10 protein-coding genes are annotated in these 16,451 nt (G+C 70.7%); 8 read left to right on the forward strand and 2 right to left on the reverse strand.

The genetic code is table 11. The features are described from left to right. The first annotated feature begins 3 nt into the window (after nt 1-3). The 3 genes from D7X99_RS01685 (at nt 4) to D7X99_RS01695 (ending at nt 6,846) form a co-directional block, all read left to right on the forward strand. On the forward strand, nt 4-1,422 hold the full coding sequence (locus D7X99_RS01685) for a DUF1501 domain-containing protein (protein WP_121776148.1): 1,419 nt from the start codon (nt 4-6) through the stop codon (nt 1,420-1,422). A gap of 6 nt (nt 1,423-1,428) precedes the next feature. After that, on the forward strand, nt 1,429-2,991 hold the full coding sequence (locus tag D7X99_RS01690) for a hypothetical protein (RefSeq protein ID WP_233613038.1): 1,563 nt from the start codon (nt 1,429-1,431) through the stop codon (nt 2,989-2,991). A 93-nt stretch (nt 2,992-3,084) separates the two neighbouring features. Beyond that, a complete protein-coding gene (locus D7X99_RS01695) occupies nt 3,085-6,846 on the forward strand; it encodes a VCBS repeat-containing protein (RefSeq protein ID WP_121776150.1) in 3,762 nt (1,253 codons plus the stop codon). A gap of 1 nt (nt 6,847) precedes the next feature. Here D7X99_RS01695 and D7X99_RS01700 read toward each other — a convergent pair whose 3' ends face one another. Together D7X99_RS01700 and ligD are read right to left on the reverse strand one after the other, a co-directional pair. Further along, a complete protein-coding gene (locus D7X99_RS01700; protein WP_121776151.1) occupies nt 6,848-7,801 on the reverse strand; it encodes a DMT family transporter in 954 nt (317 codons plus the stop codon). A 74-nt stretch (nt 7,802-7,875) separates the two neighbouring features. Beyond that, the gene (gene ligD, locus D7X99_RS01705) at nt 7,876-9,957 is read right to left on the reverse strand and encodes a DNA ligase D (protein ID WP_233613039.1); all 2,082 of its coding nucleotides are present in this window, start codon (nt 9,955-9,957) and stop codon (nt 7,876-7,878) included. 250 nt (nt 9,958-10,207) lie between these two features. Here ligD and D7X99_RS01710 point away from each other — a divergent pair, with 250 nt between their 5' ends. From D7X99_RS01710 to argE, 5 genes are all read left to right on the forward strand, one after another. Continuing rightward, nucleotides 10,208-10,693, forward strand: a complete 486-nt coding sequence (locus D7X99_RS01710; protein ID WP_120574411.1) for a DUF2383 domain-containing protein — start codon at nt 10,208-10,210, stop codon at nt 10,691-10,693. Between the two features lie 44 nt (nt 10,694-10,737). Next, nucleotides 10,738-12,120 (forward strand): formimidoylglutamate deiminase, encoded by a 1,383-nt coding sequence (gene hutF, locus D7X99_RS01715; RefSeq protein ID WP_121776152.1) that lies wholly within the window; start codon nt 10,738-10,740, stop codon nt 12,118-12,120. A gap of 63 nt (nt 12,121-12,183) precedes the next feature. Next, the gene (locus D7X99_RS01720; protein WP_121776153.1) at nt 12,184-13,653 is read left to right on the forward strand and encodes a hypothetical protein; all 1,470 of its coding nucleotides are present in this window, start codon (nt 12,184-12,186) and stop codon (nt 13,651-13,653) included. Nucleotides 13,654-13,798: 145 nt separating this feature from the next. After that, nucleotides 13,799-15,211, forward strand: coding sequence for a hypothetical protein (locus D7X99_RS01725; RefSeq protein ID WP_121776154.1), 1,413 nt, complete (start codon nt 13,799-13,801; stop codon nt 15,209-15,211). A 95-nt stretch (nt 15,212-15,306) separates the two neighbouring features. Beyond that, nucleotides 15,307-16,449: an acetylornithine deacetylase gene (gene argE / locus D7X99_RS01730; RefSeq protein ID WP_120574415.1), complete on the forward strand. Its 1,143-nt coding sequence runs from the start codon at nt 15,307-15,309 to the stop codon at nt 16,447-16,449. Nucleotides 16,450-16,451: the final 2 nt, after the last annotated feature.

Consider the following 16,451-nt stretch of genomic DNA (forward strand, 5'->3'; position numbering starts at 1 on the left):
GCGATGAAGAAGACACGCCAAGACGACCTCAGCTCCCCCGAGCGCCGCGACTTCCTCAAGGCCGGAGCCGGCTTCATGGGCTCCCTCCTCCTGGGAGGCATCCCCTTCAAGGCCGTGGCCCAGGCGACGAACATGGCGCCGCCCGACCGCTGCTTCGTGTTCGTGTATTTCAGCGGAGGGTGGGACCAGCTGCTCGCGTTCGACCCGCGTGACCCGGCGGTGTTCACCGCTGACAAGGTCAGCGACACGCGCATCATGCCGGGCTACAGCCTGCTCACCGACGCGGCCTACGCGCAGATCCCCGTCATCCCCAAGGACCGGGCGGGGGCGGCCCCGTCGAACATCGCGTTCGGGCCGGCCATCGGCGACCCGCGCGTGCCCAACCTGTCGGACCACTACGACCTGATGACGGTGGTGCGCGGCATCAACATGAGCACGCTCACCCACGAGGTGGGCTACCGCTACTTCCTCACCGGGAAGATGCCCATCGGCAGCGCGGCGCGCGGCTCCTCCACCGCCACGGAGATCGTGGGCCAGATGAAGCCCACGGTGCCCATCCCGTCCATCGCCCAGGGCGTGGAGTCCTACAACGACCGCTACGGCGGCTACGCCAACGCGCTGCGCGTGAGCGGCCTGGCGGACCTGGTGCTCACGCTGGATCCGCCCGTGGCGGCGCGCCAGCTGGACAGCGAAATCGAGAAGAGCCTCATCGACCTCAACGGCATGCCCATCACCTGCGAGGAGCAGGCGCTCACCGCGCGGGGCGTGGGCACGGCCTATGAGAGCAGCCGCGGTCAGATGCAGACCGTGATGGAGAACAAGCTGTCGGACTCGTTCCGCTTCCAGCTGGCGGCCAACCAGTCCGTGCGCGACTTCTACGGGCTCAACGGTCAGGCCTACCCGTACAACAGCGCCGCGGGCCGCGCGGCCATGGTGGCCACCGCCCTGAAGAAGGGCATCAGCCAGTGCGTGTCCATCAACCTGGCGGGCGGCCTGGACACCCACTTCGGCACGCAGCAGACGCACGCGACCAACCAGCGCGCGGGCTTCAACGCGCTGAACCTGCTGGTGACGGACCTGCGCGCCACCCAGCACCCGGGCGGCGGCAACTTCATGGACCACACCACCATCCTGGTGTTCAGCGAGTTCGCTCGCACGCCCACCATCAACGCCACGGGCGGCCGCGACCACCACCTGTCCAACAGCTGCCTGATGATGGGCGCGGGCATCAAGCACAACCTGGTGGTGGGCCGCAGCGGTGACATCGGCATGTCGCCGGGTCTGGTGGACCTGCGCACGGGCGCCAATGATCCGAACGGCTCCAACATCTTCCCCGAGCACATCATCGCGACGGTGCTGGCCTCGGCGAAGCTGGACTACAGCATCACGCGGGTGGACCCGCTGCGGTTCATCCTTGCCTGAGTCTTGATGAGCACTCCCCTCATGCGTCCCCGTCCGCGCCACGGTTCCCCCACCGTGGCGCGCTTCCTCCCCACCTCGCTCCTGCTGATGTCCGCGGTGCTGTCCACCGCGTGCGGCGAGGACGCACCCCCGGGCAGCGACCCGGCGAAGCCCGCGGTCTTCACGGCCCACCAGGTCACCACGGCGCAGTCCCTGTCCGCGGTGCCCGGCTTCGCGGACCAGTCCGGCGGCGGAATCTTCGCCACCGCGACGGGTGAGGCCGTGCGCCTGCGGCTGGATGGCACCAAGGCCGCGCTCGCCGCCCATCCGAAGAACACGGCGGCGCCAGGCTCCGTGCGCGCCACCTTCCGCCTGGGGCCGCACAGCGCCCTGGTGGAGACCGACCGCGGCCTGTTCCTCGCGGACCAGGGCTGGCTCATCGAACCGCTGTGGCAGGAGGTGCTGGGCACCGGCATCGTCGCCACCGCGCAGACCGCGGACGGCGCGGCCTGGATTGCCCACCCCAAGGGCCTGTTCCAGATCCAGGGCGGCGTGCTCGCGTCGTTGAAGCTGTCCGGGCAGCCGCTCACCGGCATCACCACCATGACGGCCGCGCCCGCGGAGGACGGCCTCGCGGGCCTGTGGTTCGCGCGCGAGGGCAAGCTGAACGTGGTGGTGGCGTCCGCGCCGGGCGTCTACCAGGTGCGCGGCACGGACGCGCCGCTCGCGGGCGGTGAGACGGTGCGCGCGCTCGCGGGGCTGAGCGCGGGCACGGGCGCGCCGGGTGAGGTCTGGGTGCTCACCAGCACCCGCCTGCTGCGCCGGAACATGGACGGCTGGAGCACGGTGTCGCTGCCGGCGCTGCCCGAGCAGCTCTTGAGCGCGGGGCGCTACCTCTGGGCCCGCGCCGGGGACCGGCTCTTCACCTACGACGCGGACGCGAAGGTCTGGGGCTCCGCGGAGGGGCTGCCGTCCGGGTCCGTGGTGCTGCTGGCCGCGGACGAGAGCGGCTGCGCGTGGGTGCGCGTGGGCGAGCAGGCCCTGTCCATCAGCCAGACGCCGGCGCCGCGCGTGACGGGCATGCACCAGGGCATGCTGGTGGTGGAGGACGGGCTGGTGGTCCAGGCCCGCCTGCCGCCGGGCACCGCGCCGAAGAGCGTCCACTTCCAGCTGGAGAGCCAGGAGGTCGAAGCCACCGGGCCCGCGTTCAGCATGGGCGGCCTGGAGGCGGACGGCGAGACGCTCAAGGCGTTCTCCTTCTCCTCCCTGGCGCCGGGCGGCCACACTCTGAACGTCGTGTCCCGCTTCGAGGACGGCTCGGAGGCGCGCCGGCAGATGCCCTTCCTCTACCAGCCGCTCACCACGGTCCCCAGCTGGGCGCGCGACATCCGGCCCGTGCACGAGGCCCGCTGCGCCAAGTGCCACATCACCAGCCCCGGCCGGCCGCTGAACACCTACGAGTTGTGGAAGTCCAACGCCCAGCTCATCAACGCGGCGGTGCGTGACCTGCGCATGCCCGCGGATGGGCCGTTGGATCCGCAGGGCATCGCCCTCATCCAGCGTTGGGTGTCTTCCGGCGCGCTGCCCTGAAGTCGCTGCTTCAAGACTGCTTCCGCGTCAGTACATGCGCCCGTCTTCCTTTCGTCCCGGGGGAGGACGGGCGCCCCCTTCCGAGGCACCCTCATGAAACGTCTCCTCCGCGCGACCCCCCTCGCGGTGCTGCTGACCCTGGCCTGTGACGGTGAGCTCAAGCCCGCCGAGCAGCTCCCCTACGTGGGCCCCTGCGAGGGCCTTGCCCCGCTGTCGCTGTCGGCGGAACCCACGACGGTGCGCTCCGGCGACGTGGCCACGCTGACGGCCGGCGGTGGCAGCGGCCATTACTCCTTCCGCGCGGAGGCAGGCGGCACCTCCGGCGACATGCGCGGCAACCGCTTCGTCGCGGGTGGCACGGCCGGCGAGGCCACGCTGACGGTGGTGGATGAGCAGTGCGGCGGCGCCACCAGCGTGCGGGTGAAGGTGATCTCCAGGTTCGGCGTCGCGCCCGCGCGCGCGATGCTGCGGCCGGGCACGTCCTTCCAAATCGCCACCGAAGGTCTGGTGGGCACGGCGACCTTCACGCTCACCGGTAACGGCTCCGGCGCCACGCTCACCGACACGGGCCTCTACACGGCGGGGCAGGTGGAGGCGCAGGACGTCATCACGGTGCGCGACACGAAGTCCGGCGACACGGAGTCGCTCCAGTACACCGTGAGCAAGGCCGCGAAGCTGGTGGGTGACCCCCAGTACCTGGGCGTGCCATCGGGTTCGTCCGCGCCGCTGGGCACGACGGGCGGCTCGGACCGCGTGACGTGGACGAAGAAGTCCGGCCCCGGCTCCGTGGTGAACGGCCGCGTCGTGGTGGAGGCGGGCGCGACCGGCACCGTCGTGCTGGAGGCGAAGGACGCCTTCACTGGCGACGTGGCCCCGGTGTCGGTGCGCGTGCTGGACGAGCTGACGCGGCCCCTGTTGGCGCACGGCAAGCTGTCGGACGTGGCCACGCTGGTGACCGCGGACTTCGACGGCGACGGCATCCAGGACCTGGCGGTGGGCCAGCGCGAGAGCGAGCTGTCGCGTCCCACGGGCGGCGCGGTGTTCATCTACAAGGGCAGCGCGTCCGGCCTGCCCGCGAAGCCCACCTGGGTGCTGACGGGTGAGACCGAGGGCGCGCTCTTCGGAGACATGCTGGCCGCGGGTGACCTGGACGGCGACGGCATCGCGGACCTGGCGGTGTCCTCGCCGGCCGCGGACGTCACCATCGGTGACTCGGGCGCGGTGTACCTCTACTCGTTCAAGCCGGGGAAGGCGCCCGCGCTGCTGAGGCCCGCGCTCACCGGCCTGGGCCGCGGCGGGTTCGGCACGGGCATGGCCATCGCGGACGCGGATGGCGATGGCGACATGGACCTGTTCGTGGGCTCGCCCGGCGCGGACCTGTCCACCCTCTCCGGCATCAGCCGGCGCGGCGTCATCGACATCTTCATCCTCAACAAGGGACAGACCATCCCGGACCTGCCGACGGTGCGCCTGGGTGGCCAGGACGTCGACAAGAACGGCAAGTTCGAGCTGAAGAGCACCACGGAGCTGGGCCGGGCGCTCGTGGTGGCGGACCTCAACGACGACGGCCGCCCGGACCTGGCGGCGCTGCACCGGCTGACCCGCTTCAATGCGGACGGCACCGCGAACGGGCAGCAGATGGCCGTGGCGGTGTACTTCGCGCGCGACACGGCGCCGCGCTACCGCTCCGCGGCGGACCTGTACGTGCTGGTGTCCAACACCGCCGTGGAGACGATGGCCAACGAGGGCACCTTCCGCCTGGGGACCATCCCCGGCGAGGGCAGCCGGCCCCCGTTCCTCCTGGTGATGGCGGACAAGGCGGACGCGCCGGACCTGCGGACGACAGGTGGTGTGGCGGCGCAGGTTGACGCGGGTGGCGCGTACCTGTTCGACCTGCGGGGCGCGATGCTGGCGGCGGACCCTGCGGTGGTGAATCCGCCGACGATGCCGCTGGCGAACGCGTTCGCACGCTTCTACGGCGACGCGCGAAGCATCACCGCGACCCGCAGCTGGGCGGTGATGGACGTGGACGGCACGCCGGGCCCGGAGCTGCTCCTGGGCGCGCCGTACGCATCGGTGATGGCGGGCTCGGCCACGCTGGGCAACGCGGGCAAGGTGCTGGTGTTCCCGCTCACCGGCCTGTCGAAGGACACGGTGATGAACAAGCCGCTCGCGGCGTTGGGTGGCGCGGCGAAGTCGGAGGTGCTGGGCGCGGGCCTCGCGGCGTGGAACCTGCCTTCCGGTCCGGTGCTGGCGGGCTTCTCCGGCCGCGCGTCCTCCACGGCGGGCGCCTTCACCGGTCGCGTGGATGTCTTCTCCAAGGCGGGTGCGACGATCGCGGAGTGGTCGCGCAGCGGCATGGATGTCACGGCCAAGGCCAGCGTGGAGCGCTTCGGTGAGACCGTGGCCGTCGCGCGCCTCAACGACAAGGTGATGGCCCTGGTGGGCTCGCCGGGCTTCTCCGGTCCGGGCCCCAACAGCGACGGCGCGGACATGACCGTGGGCCGCGCGTACACCTTCGACACCGCGGAGCCGGGGAAGGCCATCGTGTCAGGGGAGGGCGCCAGCTCTCCGTGGCACGGCGGCCGCAACGTGGGCGTGGACGTGGCGTTCACGGACTTCAACGGCGACGGCCGGCCGGACATGGTGGCCGGCGCCACGGGGCTCGTCATCCCGGCGACGAACTCCGCCGCGACGGAGCGGGACCCCTACGTGGCGAACGCCTGCATGACGACGGCCACGCAGTCGCTGGGTGGGCTGTTGGTGTCGCTGGGGCAGGCGGATGGCACCTTCAAGCAGGCCTACCGCGTGTTCGCGCCGTCCGTGGTCACCGGCTGCGACGATGCCGCGGTGGTCACTCGCTGCAGGCGCACCACCATCGGACGGGGCGTGGTGGGCGGCTTCGACTTCAACGGTGATGGCAAGCAGGACCTGGCCGTGCTGCGTGACCGCGGCATGGACGTGTTCCTGGGCCGCGCGCCCGAGGATGCGTCGCTCGCGAAGATGACGCTGGCCTGCGACCCGGCCTACTCCTGGCCGACTACCTTCATGCCTGGCTCGCCCGACGGTGACTGGGCGAGCACCACGATGCCGACGACCTCCGCCATCGCCACGGTGGGTGACCTCAACGGGGACGGCTGCCACGAGGTGGCGTGGCGCTACTCGGACAACGCGCACTCGGGCATCGTGATTGCCTACGGCTTCGACGCGGGCGGCACGAGGTGTGGTGGCCGCACGGTGGCATCCATGGTGCGCATCGCGGGGGATCCGGAGAAGAAGATCGCGCTGATGAACCTGGGCATTGCCACCACGCGCGCGGGGAAGTTCCTGGGGGACTCGCGAGACTTCATCGCGGTGTCGGCCAACAACTACCTGTTCGAGGGTGTGAACCAGCCCACGGTGCTGCTCTACGACGTCGCCGCCATCAACGCGAAGCGCCCGGCCAATGGCGCGACCAAGAACGAGGCCGTGGTGGGCGCGATCAACGACGGGCTGACGCCCATCCCCGTGACGTACCGCGCCCGCGCGGTGAGCTTCGGCACGTCGCTGTCGGGCGGTAGGGACCTGAACGGCGACGGCGTGCCGGACCTGTGGGTGGGCGCGCCCAACGCGTCGGTGGCCTCGGATGGCGACGGCGCGGCGTTCCTCTTCGCCGGTGGCGCGAAGTCCACGGGCCCGCTGTCGCCCTTCCTGCTGGTGGTGGGCGACGGCGCGGAGCGCTCCTATCTGGGCCAGTCCATCGCGGTCGTCCCAGGCTCCGGAGGCTCGCCGCCGTCGGTCGTCATCGGCGCGCCGAGGAGCTACCGCACCGGCACGCAGAACGGCACGGCGTACTCGCTGCCCCTGCCGTTCTGATTCAACCCGCGGGTGGGGCTTCCGGAGGCACCTTCGCCTCCGGAGCCTCGTCGCGGTTGGCGAGCGCCGCCGCCGTGAGGATGAGCGCACCGCCCGCGAGCAGCGACGGCGTGAGCGGCTCGCCCAGCAGCGCCACGCCCAGCGTCACCGCCACCAGCGTGTCCAGGAGCGCCATGGCGCCCAGCGCCGCCAGCGAGATGCGCGGCAGCAGCCAGTACAGGCACTGGTAGGTGAGCACCGTCCCGCCCAGCGCCAGGTACAGCAGCGCGCCCACTGCCTTCGGTGTCCAGTGCGCCGGCTGGTTCCACTCCAGCATCGCGGACGCGGAGAGCAGCAGCACCGCGCTGCTCAACGTCTGCACCAACGTCAGCAGGTGCGGCGGCACGTGCGTCATGTGCCGGCGCACCAGCACGTTGGCCACCGCCACCACCGACGCCGCGAACAGCGTCATCGCGCAGCCCAGCAGCACCTGTCCGGAGAAGCTGAGTGACACCAGCTCCTTGTACTGGAGCGCCACCACGCCCATCAGGCCCAGCGCCGCGGCGAAGAGCTTGCTCCCGGTGAGCGGTTGGTCCGGAAACACGAAGCGGCCCACCATCAGCAGCCACACCGGGAAGGTGGAGAAGAGGAGCGCGGACCAACTGGAGGGAATCCACTGCTGCGCCACGAAGAGCAGCCCGAAGGGCACCGCCAGTTGGAGCACGCCCAGCCCCGCGATGCGCCAACCGGTGCCACCCCCCAGCGCCGTCCCGCGCGAGCGCGCGAAGGGCAACAGCGCCACCCCGGCCACGAGCATGCGCGTGCCCACGAAGCGCAGGGGCGGCAGGTCCTCCAGCCCCACCTTCACGGCGGCCCACGTGGAGCCCCAGAGGATGAAGCAGGTGGCGTAGGCGAGGGACACCTTCCACCGCGGCGCGGGCTTCACGGCCGGGGGCACGACGGTCACGGACGACATGGCGGCGCCGCACTAGCACGCGCCGCCCCTTTGAGGGAAACATCCGTTCAGGGCGCGGCGCGTCAGCTGCTCGCTCACACGTCTGGCAGCACCTGCTTCACCCGGAGCACAGGGGCGAACAGGTCCCCCACGGCGTCCAGGCGCTTCTTCAGCGTCTTCAGGCGGAAGCGGTGCGGGTCCATGCGGCCGTTCACCTCGCTCCAGTCGAGCGGCGCGGAGAAGGGCGCACCCTCCACGGCGCGCAGGGAGTAGGGCGCCACCACCGTCTTGCCGCGCGCGTTCTGTCCCGCGTCGATGTAGAGCCGCCCGCCGCGCTCGCGGATGGAGCGCTCCGTGGTGGCGATGTCGCCCAGCTCCTCCTCCAGCTCGCGCGCCCGCGCGTTCGCGAACGCCTGGGTGCGCGCGTAGGTGTGGCCCGGCGCCAGGGGCACCAGCACGTGCAGGCCGCGCTTGCCGGACGTCTTTGGGAAGGCCTTGAGCCCCAGCTCGTCCAGGCGCGCGTGCAGCAGGGTGGCCACCTTCACCACGTCCTTCCAGCCACCCTCGCCAGGGTCCAGGTCGAACACCACGAAGTCCGGCTGCGCCAGCCGGGGCGCGTGGGACAGCCACATGTGCAGCGTGAGCGCGGACTGGTTGGCGAGCCACAGGAGCGCGGAAGCGTCCTTCACGTTCACGTGGCGCAGCGTCTTGTCCTCATGGCGCACGCGCAGCGTGGGCATCCACGTGGGGATGCCGGACAGCTCGTGCCGGAAGAAGCCCGCGGCCTGGATGCCCGCGGGCCACTGCTGGTGGGCCAGGGGCCGGTCCGCGAGCACGGGCAACAGCAGCGGCGCCACCTGCTCGTAGTACGCGAACACGTCCGCCTTCGTCAGGCCGGACTCGGGGAACAGCACGCGTTCGCCATGCGTGAGGGCCACCTCCGGCGCGCGTTGCTTCCCTCGCGGCGTCTTCATGGCGGGCGCCTTCGCGGTGCGGGCGGCGGCCTGCATGGGCGCGCGCCGCGAGCCCCGTCGTGCGGCGCCTTCGATGGGGGCGGGGTGTTCGCGCACGACCTCCTTCGGCACCTTGTCGCCGCGCAGGCCCTGGAACACGGGATGGCGCAGGCGGCCGTCCTTCGTCCATTCGGTGAAGTTCACCTGGGCCACGTACTTCGGCTTCACCCAGACGGTGTCCGTGTTCGTGGGCGCATCCACGGCGGCGGGCTTCTTCACGCGCGTGGCGTCCAGCAGCCAGCGCAGCTCGCGGCGGTCCGCGGAGGTGTAGCCCGTGCCCACCTTCCCCACGTCGTGGAAGCCGTTCTTGCCGTGCACGCCCACGCGCAGCGCGCCAATCTCCGACTTCGCCCGCGCGTTCTTGATGGGCAGGTACCCCAGGATGACGACCTCCTGGCCCGCGACCACCTTCAGCTTCAGCCAGTCCCCGGAGCGCGTGCCCGTGTAGGGCGCGTCCTTGCGCTTGGCGATGATGCCCTCCCACCCCTTGCGCCGCGCCTCCAGCAGGGCGCGTGACAGCGGCAGGTCCAGCTTCTCGGAGAGCTGCAGCGGCGGCTTCACGTCGGCCATCAGCTGCTCCAACCGCGCGCGGCGCTCCTCGTAGGGGAGCTCGCGCAGGTCCTCGCCGTCCAGCCACAACAGGTCGAACACCATGAAGCGCTGCTCCGCGCCTTCCTCCGTGTGCTGCAGGAGCTGGAAGCGCGAGCGCCCCTTCTCGTCGAGCGCGACCACCTCTCCGTCCACCACCACGTCGCGCACGGACAGCTCGCGCAGCGAAGCGGCGAGCCGGCCGAAGCGGCTCGTCAGGTCGTTGCCCCGGCGGCTCTGGAAGGCGAGCTTCCCCTTCGTGAGGGCGCACACGGCGCGGAAGCCGTCGTACTTCACCTCGTAGGAGTGCGTCTCGTCGTGCACTTCGTCGGACACCGCCAGCCGCGCCAGCATGGGCGGCCACACGCGCTCCAGCAGTTGCTCCGGCGTCTTCGGGGGACGCGCCGCCTTCGCGGTCTTGCGCACGGACGCCGCGGGCTTCTTGTTTCGCGGCACCCCGGGCTTGCGAGGCCCGAGCGTCTCCACCTGTCCGCTCTTCACGGACTCGGGGGTGAGCTGGACGCCGCGCTTCGTCTGGTAACGCCGCGGCCGCTTCTGGGTCTCGGAGGTCTTCACCCTCCAACGCTCTGCACAGGAGGGCGGGCGCGCAATTCCTTACATGGCCTGGTGGGCGACCAGGAGGGCAGGTGCTCCATGCGACCCGGGACCCGCTTTTCGGCCACACCCCCGAGTGAAACGCAGGCTGCCCGCCTGCCCTGGGTGCGGAGGAGGGATGGGTACCGGGGAGGGCCGTTGGTTCCGGGCGGAGGAGGCCCCACGTTGTTCGGGCCCAAGCATTCTCGGCACCCGGTTGGAGGAGGCACCCATGGCCAACAAGTCCGAAGTGGATCGCCTGCACAGCCTGGCCCAGCTCGATGCCGACGCGGTGGGCGCGTATGACGTGGCCATCGCCCGCATCGGGCCCGCCCTGGTGCGCGAGCGACTCAACAGCTTCCGCGCGGACCACCTGCGCCACGTGCAGGACCTCAACGCGCTCATCCAGCACTTCGGGGGCGAGCCGGTGACGCTGCGCCCGGACCTGAAGGGCTCCGCGATGAAGGGCCTGACGGCCATGACGGGGCTGATGGGGACGGAGGCCACGCTGTGGGCCATGTTGGGCAACGAGGAGCTGTTCGACCGGGCCTATGAGCTGGCGCTCCAGTTCGAGTGGTCCCCCGAAGTGAAGGCCCTCATCCGGCGCCACCGTGAGGACGAACGGCGCCACGGCACGTGGATCCGCGACGCGGTGCGCACCCGGCCCTGGGCGGACAGCCGATTGCCCTTCATGGACACCGCCGAAATGGGCGCCTGAAGCCGCTACCGCGCGTCGCGGCGAACTGGCATACGCTGCCGCGCGTGAGCGACATCACTGTCTACCAACCCGACTTCCTCTTCACGGAAGGGCGTTTCCACGAAGGCCGAGCGCTGGCGGTGGGCGCGGATGGCCGGGTCCTCGCCGCGGTGCCCGAAGGCGCGCGCGTGGAGCGGCTCGCGGGGCGGGCGCTGCTGCCAGGGCTGGTCAACGGCCACTCGCACGCGTTCCAGCGGCTCATCCGCGGGCGCACCGAATACGTGGCGTCCGCCGGAGGGCAGGACGACTTCTGGTCCTGGCGCGAGGCGATGTACCGCGCCGCGGAGGCGCTCACGCCGGACGAGATCCACATCGCCTCCCGGCAGGTGTTCCTGGAGATGGTGCTCGCGGGCATCACCACGGTGGGCGAGTTCCACTACCTGCACCACCAGTCGGATGGGACGCCCTACGCGGACCGCAACGCGCTGGCGCACGCGGTCATCCGCGCGGCCACGGACGTGGGGCTGCGCATCTGCCTGTTGCGGGTGGGCTACGCGCGCGCGGGCTTCAACGTGCCCGCGAACCCGCGCCAGCGCCGCTTCATCGACGCGGACGTGGATACGTTCCTGTCCACCACGGAGGCGCTGGCCCACGCGGTGCGCGGTGACGCGCGGGTGAACGTGGGGCTCGCGCCGCACAGCGTGCGCGCGGTGTCTCGGGACTGGCTGACGCAGGTGGCCCGCTCCGCGCCCGCCGGCATGCCCATCCACATGCACGTGGCGGAGCAGCCGAAGGAGATTGAGGCGTGCCTCGCGGAGCACGGCCGCCGTCCGGTGGAGCTGGTGTCGGACGTGGGCCTGCTGGGGCCGCGCTTCACGGCCGTGCACGGCGTGCACCTGACGGAGGACGAAGTGGCGCTGCTGGGCCGCGCGGAGGCCACGGTGTGCGCGTGCCCGTCCACGGAGCGCAACCTGGGTGACGGCATCGTGCCGGCGGACGCGCTGGTGAAGGCCGGGGCGCGCGTGAGCTTCGGCTCGGACAGCCAGACGGTGGTGGACCTGCTGGACGAGGCCCGGCAGTTGGAGCAGCACCTGCGGCTGGTGCGGCTGCGCCGCGCGGTGCTGGACCCGGGAACAGGGACGCTGGATGGACTGGCGGCGCGGCTCTTCGACATGGCCACGGTGCAGGGCGCGCGAAGCCTGGGGATGGGCACGGGCACGCTGTCGCCAGGGTCGCCCGCGGACTTCTTCACGGTGGACGTGCATCACCCGTCGCTGGTGGGCGCGAGCTCCGCGTCGCTCCTGCCGGGCATCGTCTTCGGCGCGGCGGGGGGCGCGGTGCGCGAGGTGGCGGTGGCGGGCCGGCTCGTGGTCCGGGACGGCCGCCATCCGCTGACGGAGGAGAGCGGCAGGGCGTTCCAGCAGCTCGCCCGGCGTCTCTACCCGTAGGGACGGCGACCCGGTTCGATATGGGGGGCGCCGTCGGCGCGTTTGGGGTGCGGGAGGATGTGGATGCGTTCAGGAATGTGGTTGTCGCTGGTGATGCTGATGGGACTGGCCGTGGGGGGCTGTGCCGGGCGGCAGGACCTGGAGACGCCGGACTACGAAGCCATCTACGACATGCCGCTGGAGGAGATGTGGCCGTCGGTCCGTGAGTACTTCAAGGACGCGAACCTGCCCTACCGGGAGGACCGGGGCAGCCTGGTGCTGGAGACCGAGTGGAAGCAGGAGTTCGGCGGCTCGAAGATCGCGGGCTACTGGCACCGGTACATGGTCATCGGCAAGAGGGAGACGCCGACCAAGAGCAAGCTGTGGATCATCCGCATCACCAAGTCGGTGAACAGGGCACTGGCGCAGCCCGGCCGGCAGCTGGATTGGGGCATCGGACGGGGGCTCGGCGGTGATCACTTGGAACGGGACACGGGGGCGCCAGGAGATTCGTCCTCGACCGCGAGCGGCGCGTACGGGGTGTCCATCGAGGACGACGAGGACCGGCTGGCCTTCCCGGTGGGAGAGAACGCCTTCTACGTGGACTCGGGACAGGGCACGCGAGACCTGACGATGGAGTGGCGGGTCTTCCGGGGCATCATGCCGAAGTTCGCGAAGAAGCAGGCGGTGAGCGCGGAGCAGCCGGCGGCGAAGGCGCCGGGCGCGAAGGACGCACCGACGTTCACCGAGTGCGGCCAGTCCATCCTGGGCCTGAAGAAGCTGGCGCAGGAGGGCGGGGTGATGCTGCTGGGTGAGCTGCACGGCACGCAGGAGGTGCCGCGCTTCATCGCGCAGTCCGTGTGCCAGCTCGTCACGGCGGGCATGCCGGTGACGGTGGGCCTGGAGCTGCCGGTGGAGAACGAGGAGCGCATCACCACCTTCCTCCAGAGCCAGGGCGGCGAGGTGGACTGGCTCAAGCTGATGGAGGCCCCGTTCTGGCGCAGCCCGTATCCGGACGGTCGTGGCAGCGAGGCGGTGGCGAACCTGCTGGAGCAGCTGCGGCAGTTGCGAGCGCAGGGCCTGGACGTGGCGGTGTTCGTCTACGACCACCCGAAGCTGTCCGGCCAGCAGCGTGAGGATGCGCTGACGAAGACGGTGCTGGCTCAGGTGAAGGCGACACCTCGGCGCTTCCACCTGGTGGTGAGTGGCAACGTCCATCCGCGCACGGCGAAGGGCCTGCCCTGGGACAAGCAGTACAAGCCCATGGGCTACCTGCTGAAGGACCAGGTCGAGGACGTCACGGCGCTGGACATGGCCTACGACAGCGGCACGGCGTGGATCTGCGCGGCGGATGTGCAGGGACGCAAGCTGGACTGCGGTGTGAAGGAGGCGAAGGGGAAGGACAACGGCGACCGCTTCTTCGTGCACCGGTGGAACTCGGCCAACAAGGACGGCTACCACGGCGTCTTCTATGTGGGCCACGTGACGGCGTCCGAACCCGCCATCAACAAGGGTCTGGGGAACCCGGACGCGGCGCCCGCGTCCGCTCCGTAACCCGGACCCGAGGCAGAAGCACAGGGGCCGTGCGAGCCACCGGAGCTGGTGGCCCGCGCGGCCTCTGGCTTTTCACGGGCCCCGATATGTCCACTGCTCCCACGACGTTATTCAGTGCATCGCGGAACGAGAGGGGACACTGCGAATGCGCTCGATGGTGAAAGTGGGATGGCTGGCGTTGCTCCTGGCGGTGGGTTGCGCGGGGCGGCAGGACCTGGAGACGCCGGACTACGAAGCCATCTACGACGTGCCCCTGGAGGAGATGTGGCCGTCGGTCCGTGAGTACTTCAAGGACGCGAACCTGCCCTACCGGGAGGACCGGGGCAGCCTGGTGCTGGAGACCGAGTGGAAGCAGGAGTTCGGTGGCTCGAAGATCGCGGGCTACTGGCACCGGTACATGGTCATCGGCAAGAGGGAGACGCCGACCAAGAGCAAGCTGTGGATCACCCGCATTACCAAGTCGGTGAACAAGACGCTGTCGCAGCCCGGCAAGGAGCTCGATTGGAGCATGTCCCGGATGGTTTTCAGGGGCGGTGATCCGCTTGTCCTGAGCGTGGAAGACGATGAGGACCGGCTGGCCTTCCCGGTGGGAGAGAATGCCTTCTACATGGAGTCGGGGCAGGGCACGCGTGACCTGACCATGGAGTGGCGGGTCTTCCGGGGCGTCATGCCGAAGCTCGCGAAGCAGCAGCCGACGAAGACGGAGCAGCCCGCAGCGAAGGCCGCGGCGACGTTCACCGAGTGCGGCCAGTCCATCCTGGGCCTGAAGAAGCTGGCGAAGGTGGGTGGGGTGATGCTGCTGGGCGAGCTGCACGGCACGCAGGAGGTGCCGCGCTTCATCGCGCAGTCCGTGTGTCAGCTCGTCACGTCCGGGATGCCGGTGACGGTGGGCCTGGAGCTGCCGGTGGAGAACGAGGAGCGCATCACCACCTTCCTCCAGAGCCAGGGCGGTGACGTGGACTGGCTCAAGCTGATGGAGGCCCCGTTCTGGCGCAGCCCGTATCCGGACGGCCGTGGCAGTGAAGCGGTGGCGAACATGCTGGAGCAGCTGCGCCACTTGCGAGCGCAGGGGCTGGACGTGGCGGTGTTCGTCTATGACCACCCGAAGCTCTCCAGCCAGCAGCGTGAGGATGCGCTGACGAAGACGGTGCTGGCACAGGTGAAGGCAAAGCCGGAGCGCTTCCACCTGGTGGTGAGTGGCAATGTCCATCCGCGCACGGCGAAGGGACTGCCCTGGGACAAGCAGTACCAGCCCATGGGCTACCTGCTGAAGGACCAGCTTGACGACGTCACGGCGCTGGACATGGCCTACGACAGCGGCACGGCGTGGATCTGCGCGGCGAACCAGCAAAGCAGCAAGCTGGACTGCGGCGTGAAGGAGGCGAAGGGGAAGGACAACGGCGACCGCTTCTTCGTGCACCGGTGGAGCTCGGCCAACGCAGAGGGCTACCACGGCGTCTTCTACGTGGGCCACGTGACGGCGTCCGAACCGGCCATCCTCAAGGGGCTGGGGAACCCCGACGCGGCGCCCGCGCAAGAGCCCGCGTCCAGCCTGTAACAAGCCGGGGGCCTCCGCGCGACGCCGGGGGCACGGGCCCACTGGCGTCGCGGCGCGGGCGGTGGCATGGAGGTGGCCTGACTGGAGGCCGTCCCATGAGCGACACGCTGCCCGCGCTGCGGGCCACCCTGGCGGAACTGGTGGCACTGGACACCACGTCCTCGCGCCCCAACGCGCCCCTCATCGACTACGCCCAGGCGCGGCTGGAGGCCGCGGGCTTCACCGCCGAGCGCCAGCACTACACCGACGAAGCGGGCGTGGCGAAGGTGAACCTCGTCGCGCGCAAGGGCGACGCCGACCGCGCCGCGCTGGCCCTGGTGGGCCACTCCGACTGCGTGCCCTATGACGCCGCCTGGACGGACGCGCTGCGCCTCACCGAACGCGACGGCAAGCTGTACGGCCGCGGCGCCTGCGACACCAAGGGCTTCATCGCCTGCGCGCTGCACACCGCCACGCGCAAGGACCTGCCGAAGCTGGACGCGCCCCTGCTCGTCATCCTCACCGCCGATGAAGAGGTCGGCCTGGTGGGTGCGAAGAAGCTCGTGTCCGCCGGCCTGGGCCGCGCGAGGCACGCCATCGTCGGCGAGCCCACGCGCCTCATCCCCGTGCGCGCCAACAAGGGCTACTGCCTGGCGGAGGTGGAGGTGCTGGGCAAGGAAGGGCACAGCGCGTACCCGGAGCTGGGCGCGTCCGCCATCTTCCGAGCCGGCCGCTTCCTGCACCGGCTGGAGACGCTGGCGAACACCGTCCTCCGCGAGGACCGCGACGAGGGCTTCCAGCCGCCCTTCACCACCGTGAACGTAGGCCTCATCCAGGGCGGCAAGGCGAAGAACGTCCTGCCCGGCTCCTGCCGCTTCACCGTCGAGTGGCGCCCCATCCCCGGCCAGGCCGCGGAGCGCGTCCCGGAGATGATGGAGCACATCCGCCAGGAGCTCACCCGCGACGAGCCCGCCTACGAGGCGCGCATCAAGGTCCTGCGCATGGACCGCGGCGTCCACACGCGCGGAGACGCGGACGTGGTGCGCTTCCTGGAGCAGGTCAGCGGCAACGCGTCCGAAACGGTGTCCTTCGGCACGGAGGCCCCGCAGCTCACGGAGCTGGGCGCGGAGGCCGTGGTGTTCGGCCCCGGCGACATCCGCGTCGCGCACCAGACGGGCGAGTTCGTCCCCATGGAGGACCTGGTGCGCTGCGAGGCCGCGCTCACGCAGGCGGTGGCCCGCTTCTGCACGGGCGGCTGAAG

The sequence above is a fragment of the Corallococcus sp. AB032C genome (assembly GCF_003668935.1).
GTDB lineage: Bacteria > Myxococcota > Myxococcia > Myxococcales > Myxococcaceae > Corallococcus > Corallococcus exiguus.